A 13,295-nucleotide genomic window follows, 5' to 3' on the forward strand; every position below is an offset into this window, starting at 1 on the left:
TAAGGGAAAGAAACAACACACTGGCAGTAACAACGAGGCGCTCATGGTCCACTCCTACTTCTTCATCAGCCCAAACGGGCCACGGCTTATCAGGGAGATCAGGTGGGTCAGGGTTCTGGGCAGCGTCAACCGGCTGGTGCAGAGCAGGTAGCGAGGCTCCCAGTCGGGGGAGAACTTCTCCTTGTAGCGCCGCAAGCCCTGGAAGTTGTAGAAGCGGCTACCCCGGGTGAACAGGGTATTGCCGAGCCGTGCCCAGTAACCGCTTAAGGGGTGATCGTTGAAGCCGGACATGGGCGCCATGCCGAGGTTGAAGCTCTCATAGCCCTCCTCCTTGCCCCACAACAGCAGCTCGACGAACAAAAAGTCCATGATGGGGGCCGTGCCCGTGTCCAGGCCGTAGCGCATCAGATCGATGGAGAGGCTCTCCCTGTTGTCGCTGACCCAGAGGTTGGCAAAGCCCACCACCAAGCCCCCGTGCCACACCAGGGCCGCCGGACTCAGGGTGAGGTAGTCGGGCTCGAAGCTGCCCACCGAGAAGCCCTTCTCCTTGCCCTGCTTGCTCCGAAGCCAGGTATCCGAGATGGCCTTGAGTTCAGGCAGCAAGGCGGCAACCTGGCCGGCTTCCACCACCTCGAACGACAATCCCTCCCGCTTGCCCTTGGCATGGCTCTGGCGCAAGTTGCGCAACCGGCTGCCGGCGAGATCGAACTCATGCAGATCGACGATGGCCTCCTCCCCGAGCTTGAACGGAATGAGGCCCAGATCCAGGTAGAGCGGCAGGTAGCGGGCCGACACCTGGTAGAACACAGGACTGGCGTCGTGCTCGTCGCACCGCTCGCGAAACTGCCACAGCAGCTCCTCGATGAGACCGCCCTGCCCGATGGGATCCCCCATCACTATCCAGCTGTTGCCCTCGACCCCGTACATCAGAAACGCCTCGCCGCTCGGATGGAACAGCAGGGACTTGTCGCCGAGCTGTGCCAGATAGCCGTGGCCTCCCCCCTCCCGCAGCACCAGCGCCTGGGCACGGGCCAGCTCCTCCTTGCTCGGCTTGTTGCCCGAGACCCGCAAGGGCGCCAGCAACTGGGCCACCCCGACCACCGCCAGCACGGCGATGACGCTTCCCATGGCCCGCAAGGCGCGGGAGGCGGCGCCCGGGCCATGGGCCGAGACGTTGAGCCAGAGGCTATGGTCATACTCCACCTGGCGATAGGAGAAGAGCAGCAACCAGAGGGCCCCCAGCAGCACAGCCCCCACCGACATCAGCCAACCTGGGGTGAACTGGGCATGGAGCAAGGAACCCTTGCGATAGAACAGCGGCCGGCAGGGGGTAATGATGAGCAGGAAGGCCCCGAGCAGCAGGATGGACGCCCAGTCAAATCCCTTGAACAGGGAGAAGAGCATGCCGAGCGCCAGCAGCCACTGGGTGATCCGAAACGCGGCATCGTGGCGCCGATAGAGGCTGTGAGCCAGCAGGATCAGCAGCACGCCGCTAACGCTGCCGAGCACGTGGGAGAGCTCCAGCAAGTGCAGTGGCAACAGCTGCAACATGGCCTCGATGCGCACTCGCATGGTCGGCACCATGCCGGAGCAGAGCAGCAGGGTGCCGGCGGCGAAGGTGCCGAGGCTGATGAGGGCGGGCAGAAACTCCCGCATGGCGTTCATGATCCCCTGCAGCCGCTGCCAGCGAGCCCTCTGTTGCAACGCCTCCTGGCTCGCAAACAGCAGTAGTGCGCAGAGGAAGGGCAGCACGTAATAGGCACAGCGATAGAGCAGCAGGGAGGCCAGCAGCTTGTCCGCCGGCAGGTACTGGACGAGCAGCAGGCTCATGCTCGCCTCGAACACCCCTATTCCCCCCGGCACATGGGCCAGCACCCCGAGCAGGCTGGAGAGCACGAAGGCACTGAGCAGCACGGAATAGGGCATGCTATCCGCTGGCAGCAGCACATAGAGCACGGCGGCGGCGGCCATCCAGTCGAGCAGGGCGATCAGCAGTTGCAGCAACCTGTATTTCAGGCTGGGCAGCACCAGCTGATGACCACGCCAGCTGAGCGCGGATCCGGGCCACAGCAGATAGCCCAGCACTGCCAGCAGCGCCAGGGCTCCGGCCCCTTGCAACAACCAGTCGGCCCAGAGCGGCCAGCCCGGCAGCAGGGTGCTGGCCTGGCCGAGCAACAGGGAGACGCCCCCCCAGGCCAGCAGGCCGAGGAAGAAGGTGATGGAGCAGAGCAGGATGATGCGCGCCACCTCTGTGGTGCCGAGCCCGAGGGAGGAGTAGAGCCGATAGCGCACCGAGGAGCCGGTCAGCAGCGCAAAGCCCAGGGTATTGGAGAAGGTGTAGGCGATGAAGGAGGTCATCCCGACCTGCTGCCAGGGCAGGGGCTTGCCGAGCATGCGCACCGCCAGCCAGTCATAGCCGCAGAGGCAACCATAGCTCAGCAGGGTCAGCAGCAGGGCCCCTGCCAGTTGCGGCAGGGGCTGTGACCAGATGGCCAGCCGGATGTCGTGCCAATGCCAGGACTCGGTCAGGTGATACAACACGGTCAGGGCGGCCGCCAGCAGCAGCAGACTGCACAGGGGGCCAATCCAGACTAACAATGAACGCCGCATTCCAGCTTCCTGTGGCAGATGAAAATAATGAAAACACCCCATTGAGCCTACTGGCAAAAAACCACAGGGTGGAAAAATATAGCCCAAATGAGAACAAGACGGGGCTCACCCTCCCCCCTGGCCGGGGCTATCCAGCGGCAAACCACCGATGGCCCTATGATTTACCACCGACTCCTTGGTGAGTGCCATCCATCTTCTGTAACCTTATGTACAGGCAGAGAAAAGCGAGCCAGATGCCGATGAGCATGGACAAGGAGGGTGAGATGAACGAGTCGGGGCTTGTCAGACGTTTTTCCCAGAACCTCCTGGGACGGGATCTCGCCGTTGGCGATATCCACGGCTATTTTGCGCTGTTGCAGCAAACGTTGGAGGGAGTCGGCTTCGATCCCACCCGGGATCGCCTCTTCTCCGTCGGCGATCTGACCGATCGCGGGCCCGATTGCACCGAAGTGCTCTCATGGTTGGCCAAACCCTGGTTCCACCCTGTCTGCGGCAATCACGACGACTACGTCTGCCGCTACCAGAGCTGCGATCTGGACAACTGGATCCAGAACGGCGGGGGCTGGTTCCAGCAACTGACCGAGGCCGAGCAGGCCAGGTTCGCCGAGCGCTATCGCGCCCTGCCCCTCGCCATCGAGGTGCAGACCCAGGCCGGGCCCGTCGGCCTGCTGCATGCCGACTGCCCGTCTTCCAACTGGCAGGGCCTGCTGGACAAGCTGGATACCGGGGTGAGCGGTGGCCAGCTGCGGGCCATCAAGAACGTCTGCCTCTGGTCACGGCGCCGCATCGAGCTGCTGGACGAGGGCGGCGTCGAGGGCCTGGTCGCCCTGGTGGTGGGCCATACCCCGCTAGGGGCTCCTGCCCGTCTCGGCAATGTTTATTACATCGACACCGGCGGCTGGTATCCCCAGGAGGGCGGCTACTTCACCCTGCTCGATCTCCACAGCCTGATCCCGGTGACCATAGGCGCCTCCCGATAAACAGTGCGGCCATTGCCGCACCGGCGAGCTCAGAGCCCTGACTTCTCGCCCCCTCCCCAGGAGCTTATTAAACCACCGGGCGGACGGCCCGCGCTTCGATCTGCCTGCGCTATGGTTTACCATGCTGGCATCTGTGGTGCCCGTCACCATCCACCCCGGCGCCCGGCGCCCCCTCATCCCGGACAACATGAGCAACGCAGCACAATCTGGCCAAGCGCTGACCTTTTACTTCCACGTTTTGCAATATGTCTTTTTTAATAAACTGATTTATAAAGGTTTATGACTCTAACGCTGATGATAGTGGTACACAATTGGGACGTGGTGAAATTTGATGGACATTGCTACAGATAGTAACAATCTTCGTCCGAGCAACTTAACCGACAGAACTTCACCCGTTTTTGTCGTAATAGAGCCAAGCCAGACCCGTCCAGCTGTTTCATATTTGAAACACAACATGCAGAAGTTCGTGGACATAAACTGAAGAAGTTCATTTTCCTGTTATATTTAAATCACTTGCTGCAGAATTCAAACAACCTCATCCGAGCCTGTAGGGCTCATCCATGTAGAAAGCACCAACTAACAGATCATAGACCAGCCGTACTAGTTCATCCCGCTCCAGCAATACGGCAATCAATATCTCACCGCTCGCCAGATCGTCACCATGCCAGAAGCACCAGAGGGCTGCTTCTACCACATCCAGCCAGCTGGCATGGCCCACGTACCACGGCACCGCTATTCGGGGATCTGGCCGTCACACCCTCGGCTCCATGACGCTTACCGTTGTCCATCCGGCTTGGCCTGACGACTGCCACTCCCTCCACGCAATAACTTGTCGAGCAGTAAAGCCAACAAGCGAAATGCATCCTGATCTTCAAAGTCAGCATCTGCCTCCAGCAAGTCGGCAGAACCGATCATTAATTGCTCACGCCACTGGTTGACGGGCAGTAACGTGCGATCTAGGCGATATTGCTCGATATGGATGGCCAATGCCGTCAATACCGCCAGCGGTGAAGTCTCACCCTCTTGGCACAAGGCACCTTTGGTTAGTAAAGAGGTCAGCTCCGTAACCCGCTCGGCTGACAGCGCTCCCCCTAGGACCACCTGATCCGATCCTGGCATCAATGTCATGACACTCCAGTGATGATCGATAATGAAGCAAGGTTGGCTCACCGAGACTCATGGAAACAGCAAGAGAGCTCGGCGATAAAGCGCGTCACGCCACCTGGGGGAAAACCGCGCTTGTCACTTTCCCATCGCTGCAAAAACAAGTGGGTCAATCAGGTAGTTTTAACACCCTGGACAACCAGCCAGGCTTAGAACTTGTCTCGTCGGTAGTGCGTCGCTATAACTCATCTTGGCTCAAGTACTCATAGAGCTCGCTTCCGCTTACCTTCTTCAACCCACTGATCCAGAATGGGGGCAAACCGACTCTATGCGTTGTTATAGAGTCGCTCGGCAGCACGGTCACACATCGCGACTATAGTGGTCTAACCATCCCTGAAACCACTGCGGCCGTAGCTACCCCTCCTTCTTTGCTAATCCCTCCTCCCAGAAACGACAAAGCCCGCACTAGGTGCAGCTAGAAACAAAAAGGCCAGGGTCGGTAAGACCCTGACCATCATTGGGAGATGGCTAACGCTCCGAAGACAAACTTTCAACAAGCGCAAGGGGTGACAATTAAAATCAGCAACGCCGGCCATAAAAGATGGAGATTTTGCTTATAGCCCCCCTTAAAACAAAGGCGACAAACAAGGCAGCCAGATACGATACAAGCAATAGAGTCGCCCACAGTGGATTATCTCTAAACACATAAAAAACTGAACATGAAAAGCATGCTAAGAAAAGGGCATTCCACTTTAATTTCAGTTTTAAAATGCAGCTCAACGTTATACCGACCGGTGCTAAGTACATACTGAACAGCCAAATCGCATAGTACAATTCACGCCCTCCAGATGTAGGTGTGAAAATCGTCATGTAAATAAGACGCCCAACTTCTTCTACCAAGAGAAATGATAGCGCTGATGCTACGCCTACAAACATTATAGGGATTACATTGTTTTTCCCATGGAACATGTTTCTCGCCTTAGTTTGGTGTATTGAATCTATGCATCAGCTCTCTACATCTTTGAACTATAGCGTCATTCATGTGCCCATGACCTACACTGATTGATGGCTAACAATGAACTCTCGCCACTCAGGTTCTAGGTCTAAGGCCGATTGCTCGTCTTGGCTCAATGACTCCCAGAATGGTAACCAAAATTGATCCCACCAGTATTCGATGTCCCCTTGTAGACCACCCATTATTTCAGGATCTATCCAGGGGAAGGAGTCTCTAGGAAGAGGCGGATATAGCTTTGTTGTTTGCAGTAGCTCCAATACATCTAGGTCATCACTTGCAATCGAGACGACCGTTCCAGAGAAAGAAGGATGTAGAAACAACATCAATTTTCGACCGGTGTCATCCGCAGAGCGCCTCATGACCTGAGTCGGTAACTCAGGAAGGACCTCATAGCGTAAACCAGCAAGCAATTGCATCAGGGTGTCTCTGTCATCCTCTGATACCAGAAACCGAATGATGTAAGCGTCAGTCTCTGGATCTGCTGTCAATGGTTTGGGGTATCGACTGTATGCTTGGTCTGGAGCTCTGGTGAATCCAGAACCTCTAAATACGTCCCGTATCTGAGGAGGATGTGACCTCTGGCTGCGCCACAAAAGCCCCCTCAAAAAATCCTTTATTTTAGTTTTCATACACCGAGCCCACTAGCAATTCATCCCCTTGAATGAAATGGAGACAGGATCATGCTCCACCACTTTTTGTGCTCGGTGCTTATATTCAACTCACCATTATATTCATCATCAAAAACAACGAAGCTATCAACATCGGAGGTAAACTCTTCCCCTGGGAATCGATATGGAACATCTCGCCATTCCCCATAGCATACAAAGGGGGATGATTGGCCTACATAATCTCCCTTGGCATCATACAATTCAAAAAATATTGGCGATTCCGTAGTGATCTGACAATATATACCAATTGGATTTACTGGATATACTGCTTTTAAGAACACTTTGTACTTGCCATCTTTTGACACCACACTAACAGATGGAGTCTTGTCAAAGATGTCCCATGATACGTGCGCTAGCAGCAACCAATATGCCACTAATATCACTGCCAAAAACATAGCCAGCTTCTTCATAAATATATAATCCTCTGATCTGGGAGAGGATATAACCAAAGCACATCTGAAAACACTATAAAATCTCCTCCCGAATTATGTTTATCTTGCCAATTGCGGAAATCGCGATTAAACACAGGAACAAACCCGCTCCATTCTCGAGCTAACATCCCATATAAACCTGCACCATATGATGATATGTAGGTAGCACTTTCAGTTTTAGTTAACACACGATTTTTACTCCATATCCCCAATGGCTCCATGGTTGATTGCTTTTGAAGCGATATATCCATATGGCCCCACTACAAACTGATATATCAGTTGCTCGATGCTATCTCGATAGTTCCGCCAACAGCTTCTCACAAAACAAAAAAGCCAAGGATCACCCCTTGGCTTTTCAACTTCCGAGCGGCTTAGATCAGATAGCTTTCAAGAGCGGTACCGCTCTCTACCGCGTGGGCAATTGCCTTGGGCATACGGCCTTGGCCGGTCCAGGTTTTCTCTACACCAGCTTCGGTGTATTTGTACTTGGCAGGACGAGGAGCCCGGGTGCGCTTAGCAGCGGTCTCCTTGGCACCTGTACCTTAACCAGTGCCCAGCAGCTCACTCGGATCAATACCTGCTTGCTCCAGCATTGCTTGGAATTCGGCCAATTTAGCCTGGCGCTCTTCCTGCTCTTGCATGACTTTTAGCTCAGCTTCCTCGCGTTCCTTGAAAAGCATATCCAGCTTTTCCTTTGCTTCGGTCAATTGCTCAAAGCTAAGTTCACCCAAAGCAGCACGCAGACTACGTTGATTCAAAAACACTTTGATAAATTCATTCATTTTTCTTTTCCAAATCCAGAAGTGAACTCAGCAATTGGTTAGAACATCAGCACATACGTCAATATGTGACACGATGAAAGGTTTTACCTCTCGTCAGCCCCCATCAAACAGACTCACATGGCCAGTTTATACATATCATTGAATCTTTTTTTAGCTTCTGACAACTTTGCTGGGGATATAGCTTTCTCTATTGCTTGTTTATAGCTTGTTATAAGCTCTAGCTCATTGCTAGGCACAGCTTCCGCCATAGCAAAGTAAGCATATGCCTCTGCTAAGTCTACTGGACGTCCGTGACCAAATGCAAAGACAAAAGCATGCATAAAATTAGTCTCCGGATCATTTGGTTTCTGCTTGTTAAAACACGCATCAATAGACTGCGTGCTTTCCAAATCTACATCTTGACATCTTAAAGCAATCCACAACTTGATTCCCCTATCAGCACCCTCATTTCTGCATAGTTCACCCAATGCCTTTAAGTCGCCATTTTCATCAGCGCCTCTTAAGCAGCGTAACGCATTGAATTGCCCTACGAGGTCCTGCGTACTATGAGAGTCCGCAAGCTCTAAATACTTTTCAGCTTTATCCAAATCGGGTTTCTGATCCAGTTCGCCATACAGGTACACTCACCCCAACACCTCTTGGGATAATGCGTTACCTTGCTCTGCAGACTTCGTATACCACTTCAACGAAACTTTATTGTCGTGAATAGGTTCATATTCACTAGCGTAAATGAGTCCTAAAGAATACTGGGCATCACTGTTGCCTAACGCAGCAGACTTCTGATACCACTCAAACCCAGCTTCTCGATCGCCCTTTACCTCAATGATCCCCTCTTGTATGCCAGAATACATCCTTCCGAGTAGTAACTGGGCTTCAGCGTTACCATGCTCAGCTGCAGCAGTGATCAGCGATAGGGCCTCCGGACCATTTCGGGTGTCATAACGCCCATCGGAATATAGCTTGCCGAGCTCAAGCTGAGATGCAGGTTCACCACTTTTAACCCCTGCTTGAAGCAAGGAAACCGCCTCACGCAGTTGAACAATATTGTTCCTCTCCTTGCCTTCAGCTATCAATTGCCTAGCTCTTTCAAGGGTATCATCTGCTTGGCAGATGCCCACCCATGACATCAATATAACCCCAAGGCTTATCCCTATTCTCTTCTTCATCCTGGTACATCCCCCTGCAAACTGAGTTCCAATTGTGCCACAAACCTCCGTCATATTCCGAGAATTAATTGCCCTTCAAGATAGGGAGCCATGAAATGAAACGGACCTTGCTTTGCTATCAGTTCCTTGACATCACCAAACAAAAGTGACTCAATAGAGTCATGCCATTCAATGATCACTTTTCTTATGAAATCAGAGCAACAGCATCATTTTGATATCTTTGAGTTACAACGTGACATTCAAGAAAAATATAGTAATACCGGAGCGAAAGAAGTCCTCACGAAATATGGGAAAGTGAAATGCTTCTATCTTGCGTTAGGTACCTATGTCGTCACAGGTCTCTTTAATATTATATTCTCAACCATCCCGACATTCCTTCCTGATGTTTTATTTTGATTTAATAAATATGTTGCTCTTGCATCATTCACCACTAAATTTATAGCAATCCTTATGATCAAGAAGATTGTTGATATTTCAATGATTAAAATCATTAAAAAAATCTTCAATCCTAATGGTTAATCGCCATAATGTCCCAATTAGACATCTTCACTTCAAATATCTTTTTTCTGAGAAGTGAACGACTATGCGAGATTGAAATAAATAATATCATTCAGTGGCGAATGATAGACAACAATGAGAAAGAAAAGGAATCCTTACTTAAAACACCTTGGTTTATCCCATCGTTATCAGTGCTCATTGTGCTAGTCCCCTTCGAAACTCAAGCAAGGATTGACATAAGTATTATGTTAGCAACATGTCCTAATGATGGGGGTTATTACATTCTATGTTTTTATTGGCATGGATGAAAACAAAAATATTGATAAATTCCTAGCATGGCTGCAACTTGAGCATGATACCAAGACCATTTTTACAAACGAACCAAGCTATTACTTTATATCTGCAAAGCCTCTATCCCAAGAAAGTGCAGACCACAAACAGGATGTTGTTCAAACAGACGAAATAGAAGCAATAGATGAATTCCATTCCATAAAATAAGGCCCGGCAGGGCCTTTACTTTACCGTTGCTCGGTACTGGATTGGAGACAATGAGTAGTGTTCCTCAACCTCATCGCTATATGAATAAAATTCCCCCTTGTTCTCTTCCCGAGAATAGCTATGTACTCGATACAGCCAGAACCGCTCTTTCAGCTGCCTGGAGACATTCACTTCATTCTCACTGATGTAGAACGGCGTTGAAGCTAGGCCCGCCGTGATCTTAACCTCAATGAATTTCTCTGTACCATTCTCTGCAAACGACAAGATGTCCTACCCTGCAGTCGAGTCGCTCAGCGCAATATGCTCAACCCGGGCCGCCAGGTCAGGATGCCCCGTCTTCAGCAGCCTATTTTGCTCGTATTCGCTAACCAAGCGTTCCCCAGCCAAACCAAGATCCCTACGGCCCGCAGCACATGCTCTGCAGTAAGCTCACGAAGTTCTCTCGCAAGGTCTTTCTGCCTTGCGGTTTGTCCTTTTGCCACAGCTACTTAGCCCTCTTAGACTCGATATTGCGCTAATATACCACTAGGCAAGCTTCATTTGATCACGGTGCGACAAGCTGTTCGACCGTGGCTGGATTACCTTCATGACGCCGGAGACCTGCTGTGTAGAGCCCAGCATCGAGCGGGCTCTGCAACAGTGGGGCATTAGCCTGCCCAAGAACGTCGGTCCCTTTGATCGCAAGCAAGTCATTTACCTCACCTATCATCGCGAAGTGATGTTCATGGGATGATACCGCATACAACTCTCGCACCACCGCCACCAAGGGGGGCAGGATGATCGAAGTGGTTATCACCGCCGGCATGGACCATCAAGGCCTTACCACTCAGCTCCGCCAGGGTGAGTCGTGGTGCTAACACTGGCTGGACAGCTTTACCTGCATCATCGACATAAAGAGGTGGTAAATCCCCCTTGTGAGCATCATCCTGCCAGGGGGCACCATGGCGCCCGGTTTGTTGGGGGGTCATAGTGACCACCGGCCGCGCCACCCGCAACGCTTTGCCCATCCTTCATACTGCTGTCGCAGCTCCCGTTGGCGTGCACATGGAATCCATGCAGACCGGCAGGCAAAGAGGACAGCGCCGGAGTAAGACTGCGCCATAAGGACTTTCACTCAACTCGACATGCCCAACGACAGCCCCACTGGCCAGATCCTTCATCGTCACTGTAGCTGCGGTGGCATTGACGCTGGTTACCAGTACGGCTGCAAGCATCACCTTACTCAATCGGTTATTCATCTTTCTTCTCCTTAATTTATTGTATCGAGGGTTAGTTCCCCTCGGTGAAATTGCCTTTCCCGGCACCTGTGGCCAGAGCGCGAAACCGCTCGCCCTGCCCGAAACGCTCGGCAAACTGGGCTGCCGTCATGGTGCTTTTGTCGGTAACAGGCTCATCGGGTCGACGATTGCTGTCCATGTCACAGTCGATAGCATAGAGGGTTTTAGCAATGCGCCATTCACCCTTGATTACCGCACCCATCAAAGCAGTATGACCCCGCTTGTCACGCAAACAGGCATCGGCTTCAAGCAGGGAGCGGACAGCCTCAGTTTGCCCCTGATAAGCGGCAACCATCAGTGCCGTGTAGCTCTGCTACGTTACGCTCATCAATCGGGAAGCCTGCGTTAATAAATTCATTCAGTACACTCACCTCTCCGCTACGAGCAGCTGCAAAGAAATAGTCTTGCAAGCAGGTGCTGACTGGGAAAATCTGTCTGCGCAACTACAATGGCCAAGTGGGAGAAGTCATGGCATATGTCAGCGCAATAAACAAACTGGACACCCTGGGCCTACCTGTCAGACAGCCCCGAGTGTAGCCTTCACCTGGGGCTGGGGAAGTCATGACTTGCTGGCTGATTTGGGCAACAACGCCACTCTATACCCAACCATCAAGAGCTAAAACACGTCAAATTTTTATTGAAATTTACATATCATAACCATAAGCCAAATTGTTCCATAGCCATTTTATTGCTTTTATAATACACCAAGACAATTATTAAATTGATTTTCACAGTATGAAGGCAGCGGTTTGTTTTTATATATAATAAAAGCAATCACCTAAAATAAGCGTAAATTGACATGTGTAGCAATGATGTTTAACCTCCCAAAAAACAGGAGGCTATATGAGCAACAATGAACCAACACTAATGAAAACCAAAACATTATTAAAACAACTTGGCATATCCAGATCGACATTATATAGATGAATTAAAAAACACAAGTTTCCACCACCACACACTAAAGGCTTTTATTCTACCGCTGCAGTAAATAGCTGGATATCAAGTGAAAAGCACTCATCTTAGATGATGAGTCACACCATTTTATGCTTCAGTTATATTTTAAGATCCTGAAGGAATTTTACTGCCTCTATTAATTTTATCCCATAACTCATATACCTCACGTTGCTCATCAATCCAACCATGTAGATTGTAAATAGCCATACAAGCATTTTCTCAGTTACCTGTGGCATAACGCGCTCTTCAGATAGACAAGTACTAAGCGTCCGACGCATGTCATGCATACGCCAATATGGAAACTCCAGTTTATCCCGCACTCGCTCTGCAAGCTGGATGAGAGATGCGCTACTCAATGAAAGCTTCGGGTTCACCGGAGAGCGACATACTGGCCCCCCCTTTAGCCGAGAGCTCGCGGCCACTTCTTGCAGCAACATCATCACCCTACTAGGAATAGGCCGACGTATTGGCGCACCACATTTGGCACGAGCAGCGGGAACAGTCCAAATTTGCTCTTCCAGATTAAACTCACTCCACTGCGCACCCAATGCCTCGCCGCTGCGACAGCCAAGCAGGAGCACCAATTTGGCTGCCAATTTTAATCCGCGGCTGGCCCTACTTTGTTCAAAGGCAATCCAAATATGAGCGAGTTCACGCATAGTCAGCACGCGGGTACCTCTCTCTGGCTGAGAGCCAACATCCTCGGTGCGTAATGGCAGCACCGGGGAGCCGCCAATGAGATTACGCCGAATACAAAAACTAAGAATCGACTTCAGTCTGCGTAATAAATGACCCGCATTCTTGGGCTGTTTCTTGCCAATTTTATCAAACCACTCCAGCCAGCTCGAAAACGGGATCTGTTCCACCGGAATACCAATAAACAGAGGTTCAAAATAACGCTGCATGGTATGCTCATAGAGCATGACCGTACGAGGCCGTAGTTTGGGCAGATGGTGCTCACGAAAATGCTCGCAGCACTGTTTAAGTGTGACATCATGCTTCTGGTGGAGCTTATCCCAGAAAACTCTGGGATGTTCATTACGCTCAAGTGCACCACGGATAGCAGGGATCAACGCTCTGGCATCAGCGAGTTTGAGGTCGGGATAGCGTCCAATTTTGAGTCTCGCCGCTTTTCCTTGCCAGCGATAGCGATATTGCCATGAGATAGTGGCATATGACTCTCCTGTGACTGGTCATCTGATTTTTCACTGACACATTAACGCGTCCTAACGTGTACACAGATATGTACCAAACTGGTCTGAAACGGACTGAATCAAGATCGGACAAAGTGAGACAATCTGAGATAACACTC

The 13,295-nt window shown here is 51.3% G+C and carries 17 protein-coding genes and 3 pseudogenes; 5 read left to right on the forward strand and 15 right to left on the reverse strand.

Features of this window, described 5'->3' with window-relative positions; all coding sequences use genetic code 11:
• Positions 1-54: 54 nt before the first annotated feature.
• Positions 55-2,610 (reverse strand): bifunctional lysylphosphatidylglycerol flippase/synthetase MprF, encoded by a 2,556-nt coding sequence (gene mprF, locus ACRCYW_RS07430; protein WP_438549490.1) that lies wholly within the window; start codon positions 2,608-2,610, stop codon positions 55-57.
• 233 nt (positions 2,611-2,843) lie between these two features.
• Between mprF and ACRCYW_RS07435 the strand changes: the two genes are divergently transcribed.
• Positions 2,844-3,590, forward strand: a complete 747-nt coding sequence (locus ACRCYW_RS07435) for a metallophosphoesterase (RefSeq protein WP_438549491.1) — start codon at positions 2,844-2,846, stop codon at positions 3,588-3,590.
• A 121-nt stretch (positions 3,591-3,711) separates the two neighbouring features.
• Complete coding sequence (locus ACRCYW_RS07440; protein WP_438549492.1) at positions 3,712-3,873, forward strand: hypothetical protein; 162 nt, start codon at positions 3,712-3,714, stop codon at positions 3,871-3,873.
• Positions 3,874-4,125: 252 nt separating this feature from the next.
• On the opposite strand, the gene ACRCYW_RS07445 is transcribed toward ACRCYW_RS07440, so the two are convergent.
• From ACRCYW_RS07445 to ACRCYW_RS07475, 7 genes and pseudogenes are all read right to left on the reverse strand, one after another.
• The gene (locus ACRCYW_RS07445) at positions 4,126-4,320 is read right to left on the reverse strand and encodes a hypothetical protein (RefSeq protein ID WP_438549493.1); all 195 of its coding nucleotides are present in this window, start codon (positions 4,318-4,320) and stop codon (positions 4,126-4,128) included.
• A gap of 44 nt (positions 4,321-4,364) precedes the next feature.
• Positions 4,365-4,718, reverse strand: coding sequence for a hypothetical protein (locus ACRCYW_RS07450; protein WP_438549494.1), 354 nt, complete (start codon positions 4,716-4,718; stop codon positions 4,365-4,367).
• A 1,640-nt stretch (positions 4,719-6,358) separates the two neighbouring features.
• The gene (locus tag ACRCYW_RS07455) at positions 6,359-6,787 is read right to left on the reverse strand and encodes a DUF6201 family protein (protein ID WP_438549495.1); all 429 of its coding nucleotides are present in this window, start codon (positions 6,785-6,787) and stop codon (positions 6,359-6,361) included.
• Positions 6,784-7,059 (reverse strand): DUF6402 family protein, encoded by a 276-nt coding sequence (locus tag ACRCYW_RS07460; RefSeq protein ID WP_438549496.1) that lies wholly within the window; start codon positions 7,057-7,059, stop codon positions 6,784-6,786. Before ACRCYW_RS07460 ends, ACRCYW_RS07455 begins: the two co-directional genes overlap by 4 nt.
• Positions 7,060-7,179: 120 nt before the next feature.
• Positions 7,180-7,590 (reverse strand): annotated as a pseudogene (locus tag ACRCYW_RS07465) (H-NS family histone-like protein).
• A 113-nt stretch (positions 7,591-7,703) separates the two neighbouring features.
• Positions 7,704-8,213, reverse strand: a complete 510-nt coding sequence (locus ACRCYW_RS07470; protein WP_438549497.1) for a hypothetical protein — start codon at positions 8,211-8,213, stop codon at positions 7,704-7,706.
• Positions 8,214-8,756 (reverse strand): tetratricopeptide repeat protein, encoded by a 543-nt coding sequence (locus ACRCYW_RS07475; RefSeq protein WP_438549498.1) that lies wholly within the window; start codon positions 8,754-8,756, stop codon positions 8,214-8,216. It abuts the gene before it with no gap.
• A gap of 762 nt (positions 8,757-9,518) precedes the next feature.
• Between ACRCYW_RS07475 and ACRCYW_RS07480 the strand changes: the two genes are divergently transcribed.
• Positions 9,519-9,752 (forward strand): hypothetical protein, encoded by a 234-nt coding sequence (locus ACRCYW_RS07480; RefSeq protein ID WP_438549499.1) that lies wholly within the window; start codon positions 9,519-9,521, stop codon positions 9,750-9,752.
• 15 nt (positions 9,753-9,767) lie between these two features.
• On the opposite strand, the gene ACRCYW_RS07485 is transcribed toward ACRCYW_RS07480, so the two are convergent.
• Positions 9,768-10,016: a DUF3883 domain-containing protein gene (locus tag ACRCYW_RS07485; protein WP_438549500.1), complete on the reverse strand. Its 249-nt coding sequence runs from the start codon at positions 10,014-10,016 to the stop codon at positions 9,768-9,770.
• Positions 10,017-10,338: 322 nt separating this feature from the next.
• Here ACRCYW_RS07485 and ACRCYW_RS07490 point away from each other — a divergent pair, with 322 nt between their 5' ends.
• The gene (locus tag ACRCYW_RS07490) at positions 10,339-10,485 is read left to right on the forward strand and encodes a hypothetical protein (RefSeq protein ID WP_438549501.1); all 147 of its coding nucleotides are present in this window, start codon (positions 10,339-10,341) and stop codon (positions 10,483-10,485) included.
• Here ACRCYW_RS07490 and ACRCYW_RS07495 read toward each other — a convergent pair.
• The 4 genes from ACRCYW_RS07495 to ACRCYW_RS07510 are packed head-to-tail and all read right to left on the reverse strand — an operon-like array spanning position 10,475 to position 11,327.
• Positions 10,475-10,720, reverse strand: coding sequence for a superoxide dismutase family protein (locus ACRCYW_RS07495; RefSeq protein ID WP_438549502.1), 246 nt, complete (start codon positions 10,718-10,720; stop codon positions 10,475-10,477). The two genes, ACRCYW_RS07490 and ACRCYW_RS07495, sit on opposite strands and share 11 nt — an antisense overlap.
• On the reverse strand, positions 10,674-10,796 hold the full coding sequence (locus ACRCYW_RS07500; protein WP_438549503.1) for a hypothetical protein: 123 nt from the start codon (positions 10,794-10,796) through the stop codon (positions 10,674-10,676). The genes ACRCYW_RS07495 and ACRCYW_RS07500 overlap by 47 nt, the downstream gene beginning before the upstream one ends.
• The gene (locus tag ACRCYW_RS07505) at positions 10,763-10,990 is read right to left on the reverse strand and encodes a hypothetical protein (protein WP_438549770.1); all 228 of its coding nucleotides are present in this window, start codon (positions 10,988-10,990) and stop codon (positions 10,763-10,765) included. Before ACRCYW_RS07505 ends, ACRCYW_RS07500 begins: the two co-directional genes overlap by 34 nt.
• Positions 10,991-11,021: 31 nt before the next feature.
• The gene (locus tag ACRCYW_RS07510; RefSeq protein WP_438549753.1) at positions 11,022-11,327 is read right to left on the reverse strand and encodes an ankyrin repeat domain-containing protein; all 306 of its coding nucleotides are present in this window, start codon (positions 11,325-11,327) and stop codon (positions 11,022-11,024) included.
• Positions 11,328-11,437: 110 nt separating this feature from the next.
• On the opposite strand from ACRCYW_RS07510, the pseudogene ACRCYW_RS07515 reads away from it, so the two are divergent.
• Positions 11,438-11,566: pseudogene (locus tag ACRCYW_RS07515) on the forward strand (IS5/IS1182 family transposase); the annotation flags it as partial.
• A gap of 515 nt (positions 11,567-12,081) precedes the next feature.
• Here ACRCYW_RS07515 and ACRCYW_RS07520 read toward each other — a convergent pair.
• Positions 12,082-12,888 carry a tyrosine-type recombinase/integrase gene (locus tag ACRCYW_RS07520; protein WP_438549504.1) on the reverse strand — a complete coding sequence of 269 codons (807 nt, stop codon included), beginning with the start codon at positions 12,886-12,888 and terminating at the stop codon, positions 12,082-12,084.
• 132 nt (positions 12,889-13,020) lie between these two features.
• Positions 13,021-13,149 (reverse strand): annotated as a pseudogene (locus ACRCYW_RS07525) (Arm DNA-binding domain-containing protein); the annotation flags it as partial.
• Positions 13,150-13,295: the final 146 nt, after the last annotated feature.

The sequence above is a fragment of the Aeromonas sp. genome (genome assembly GCF_051657805.1).
Lineage (GTDB): Bacteria > Pseudomonadota > Gammaproteobacteria > Enterobacterales > Aeromonadaceae > Aeromonas.

Excerpts from the sequence above, each read along its gene's own strand:
- ACRCYW_RS07450 (WP_438549494.1), bottom strand. The coding sequence starts at position 4,718 with ATGACATTGATGCCAGGATCGGATCAGGTGGTCCTAGGGGGAGCGCTG.
- ACRCYW_RS07460 (WP_438549496.1), bottom strand. The coding sequence starts at position 7,059 with ATGGATATATCGCTTCAAAAGCAATCAACCATGGAGCCATTGGGGATA.
- ACRCYW_RS07495 (WP_438549502.1), bottom strand. The coding sequence starts at position 10,720 with ATGACCCCCCAACAAACCGGGCGCCATGGTGCCCCCTGGCAGGATGAT.
- ACRCYW_RS07490 (WP_438549501.1), top strand. The coding sequence starts at position 10,339 with ATGACGCCGGAGACCTGCTGTGTAGAGCCCAGCATCGAGCGGGCTCTG.
- ACRCYW_RS07520 (WP_438549504.1), bottom strand. The coding sequence starts at position 12,888 with ATGCAGCGTTATTTTGAACCTCTGTTTATTGGTATTCCGGTGGAACAG.
- ACRCYW_RS07475 (WP_438549498.1), bottom strand. The coding sequence starts at position 8,756 with ATGAAGAAGAGAATAGGGATAAGCCTTGGGGTTATATTGATGTCATGG.
- ACRCYW_RS07435 (WP_438549491.1), top strand. The coding sequence starts at position 2,844 with ATGCCGATGAGCATGGACAAGGAGGGTGAGATGAACGAGTCGGGGCTT.
- ACRCYW_RS07505 (WP_438549770.1), bottom strand. The coding sequence starts at position 10,990 with ATGAATAACCGATTGAGTAAGGTGATGCTTGCAGCCGTACTGGTAACC.
- mprF (WP_438549490.1), bottom strand. The coding sequence starts at position 2,610 with ATGCGGCGTTCATTGTTAGTCTGGATTGGCCCCCTGTGCAGTCTGCTG.
- ACRCYW_RS07480 (WP_438549499.1), top strand. The coding sequence starts at position 9,519 with ATGATGGGGGTTATTACATTCTATGTTTTTATTGGCATGGATGAAAAC.
- ACRCYW_RS07440 (WP_438549492.1), top strand. The coding sequence starts at position 3,712 with ATGCTGGCATCTGTGGTGCCCGTCACCATCCACCCCGGCGCCCGGCGC.
- ACRCYW_RS07455 (WP_438549495.1), bottom strand. The coding sequence starts at position 6,787 with ATGAAGAAGCTGGCTATGTTTTTGGCAGTGATATTAGTGGCATATTGG.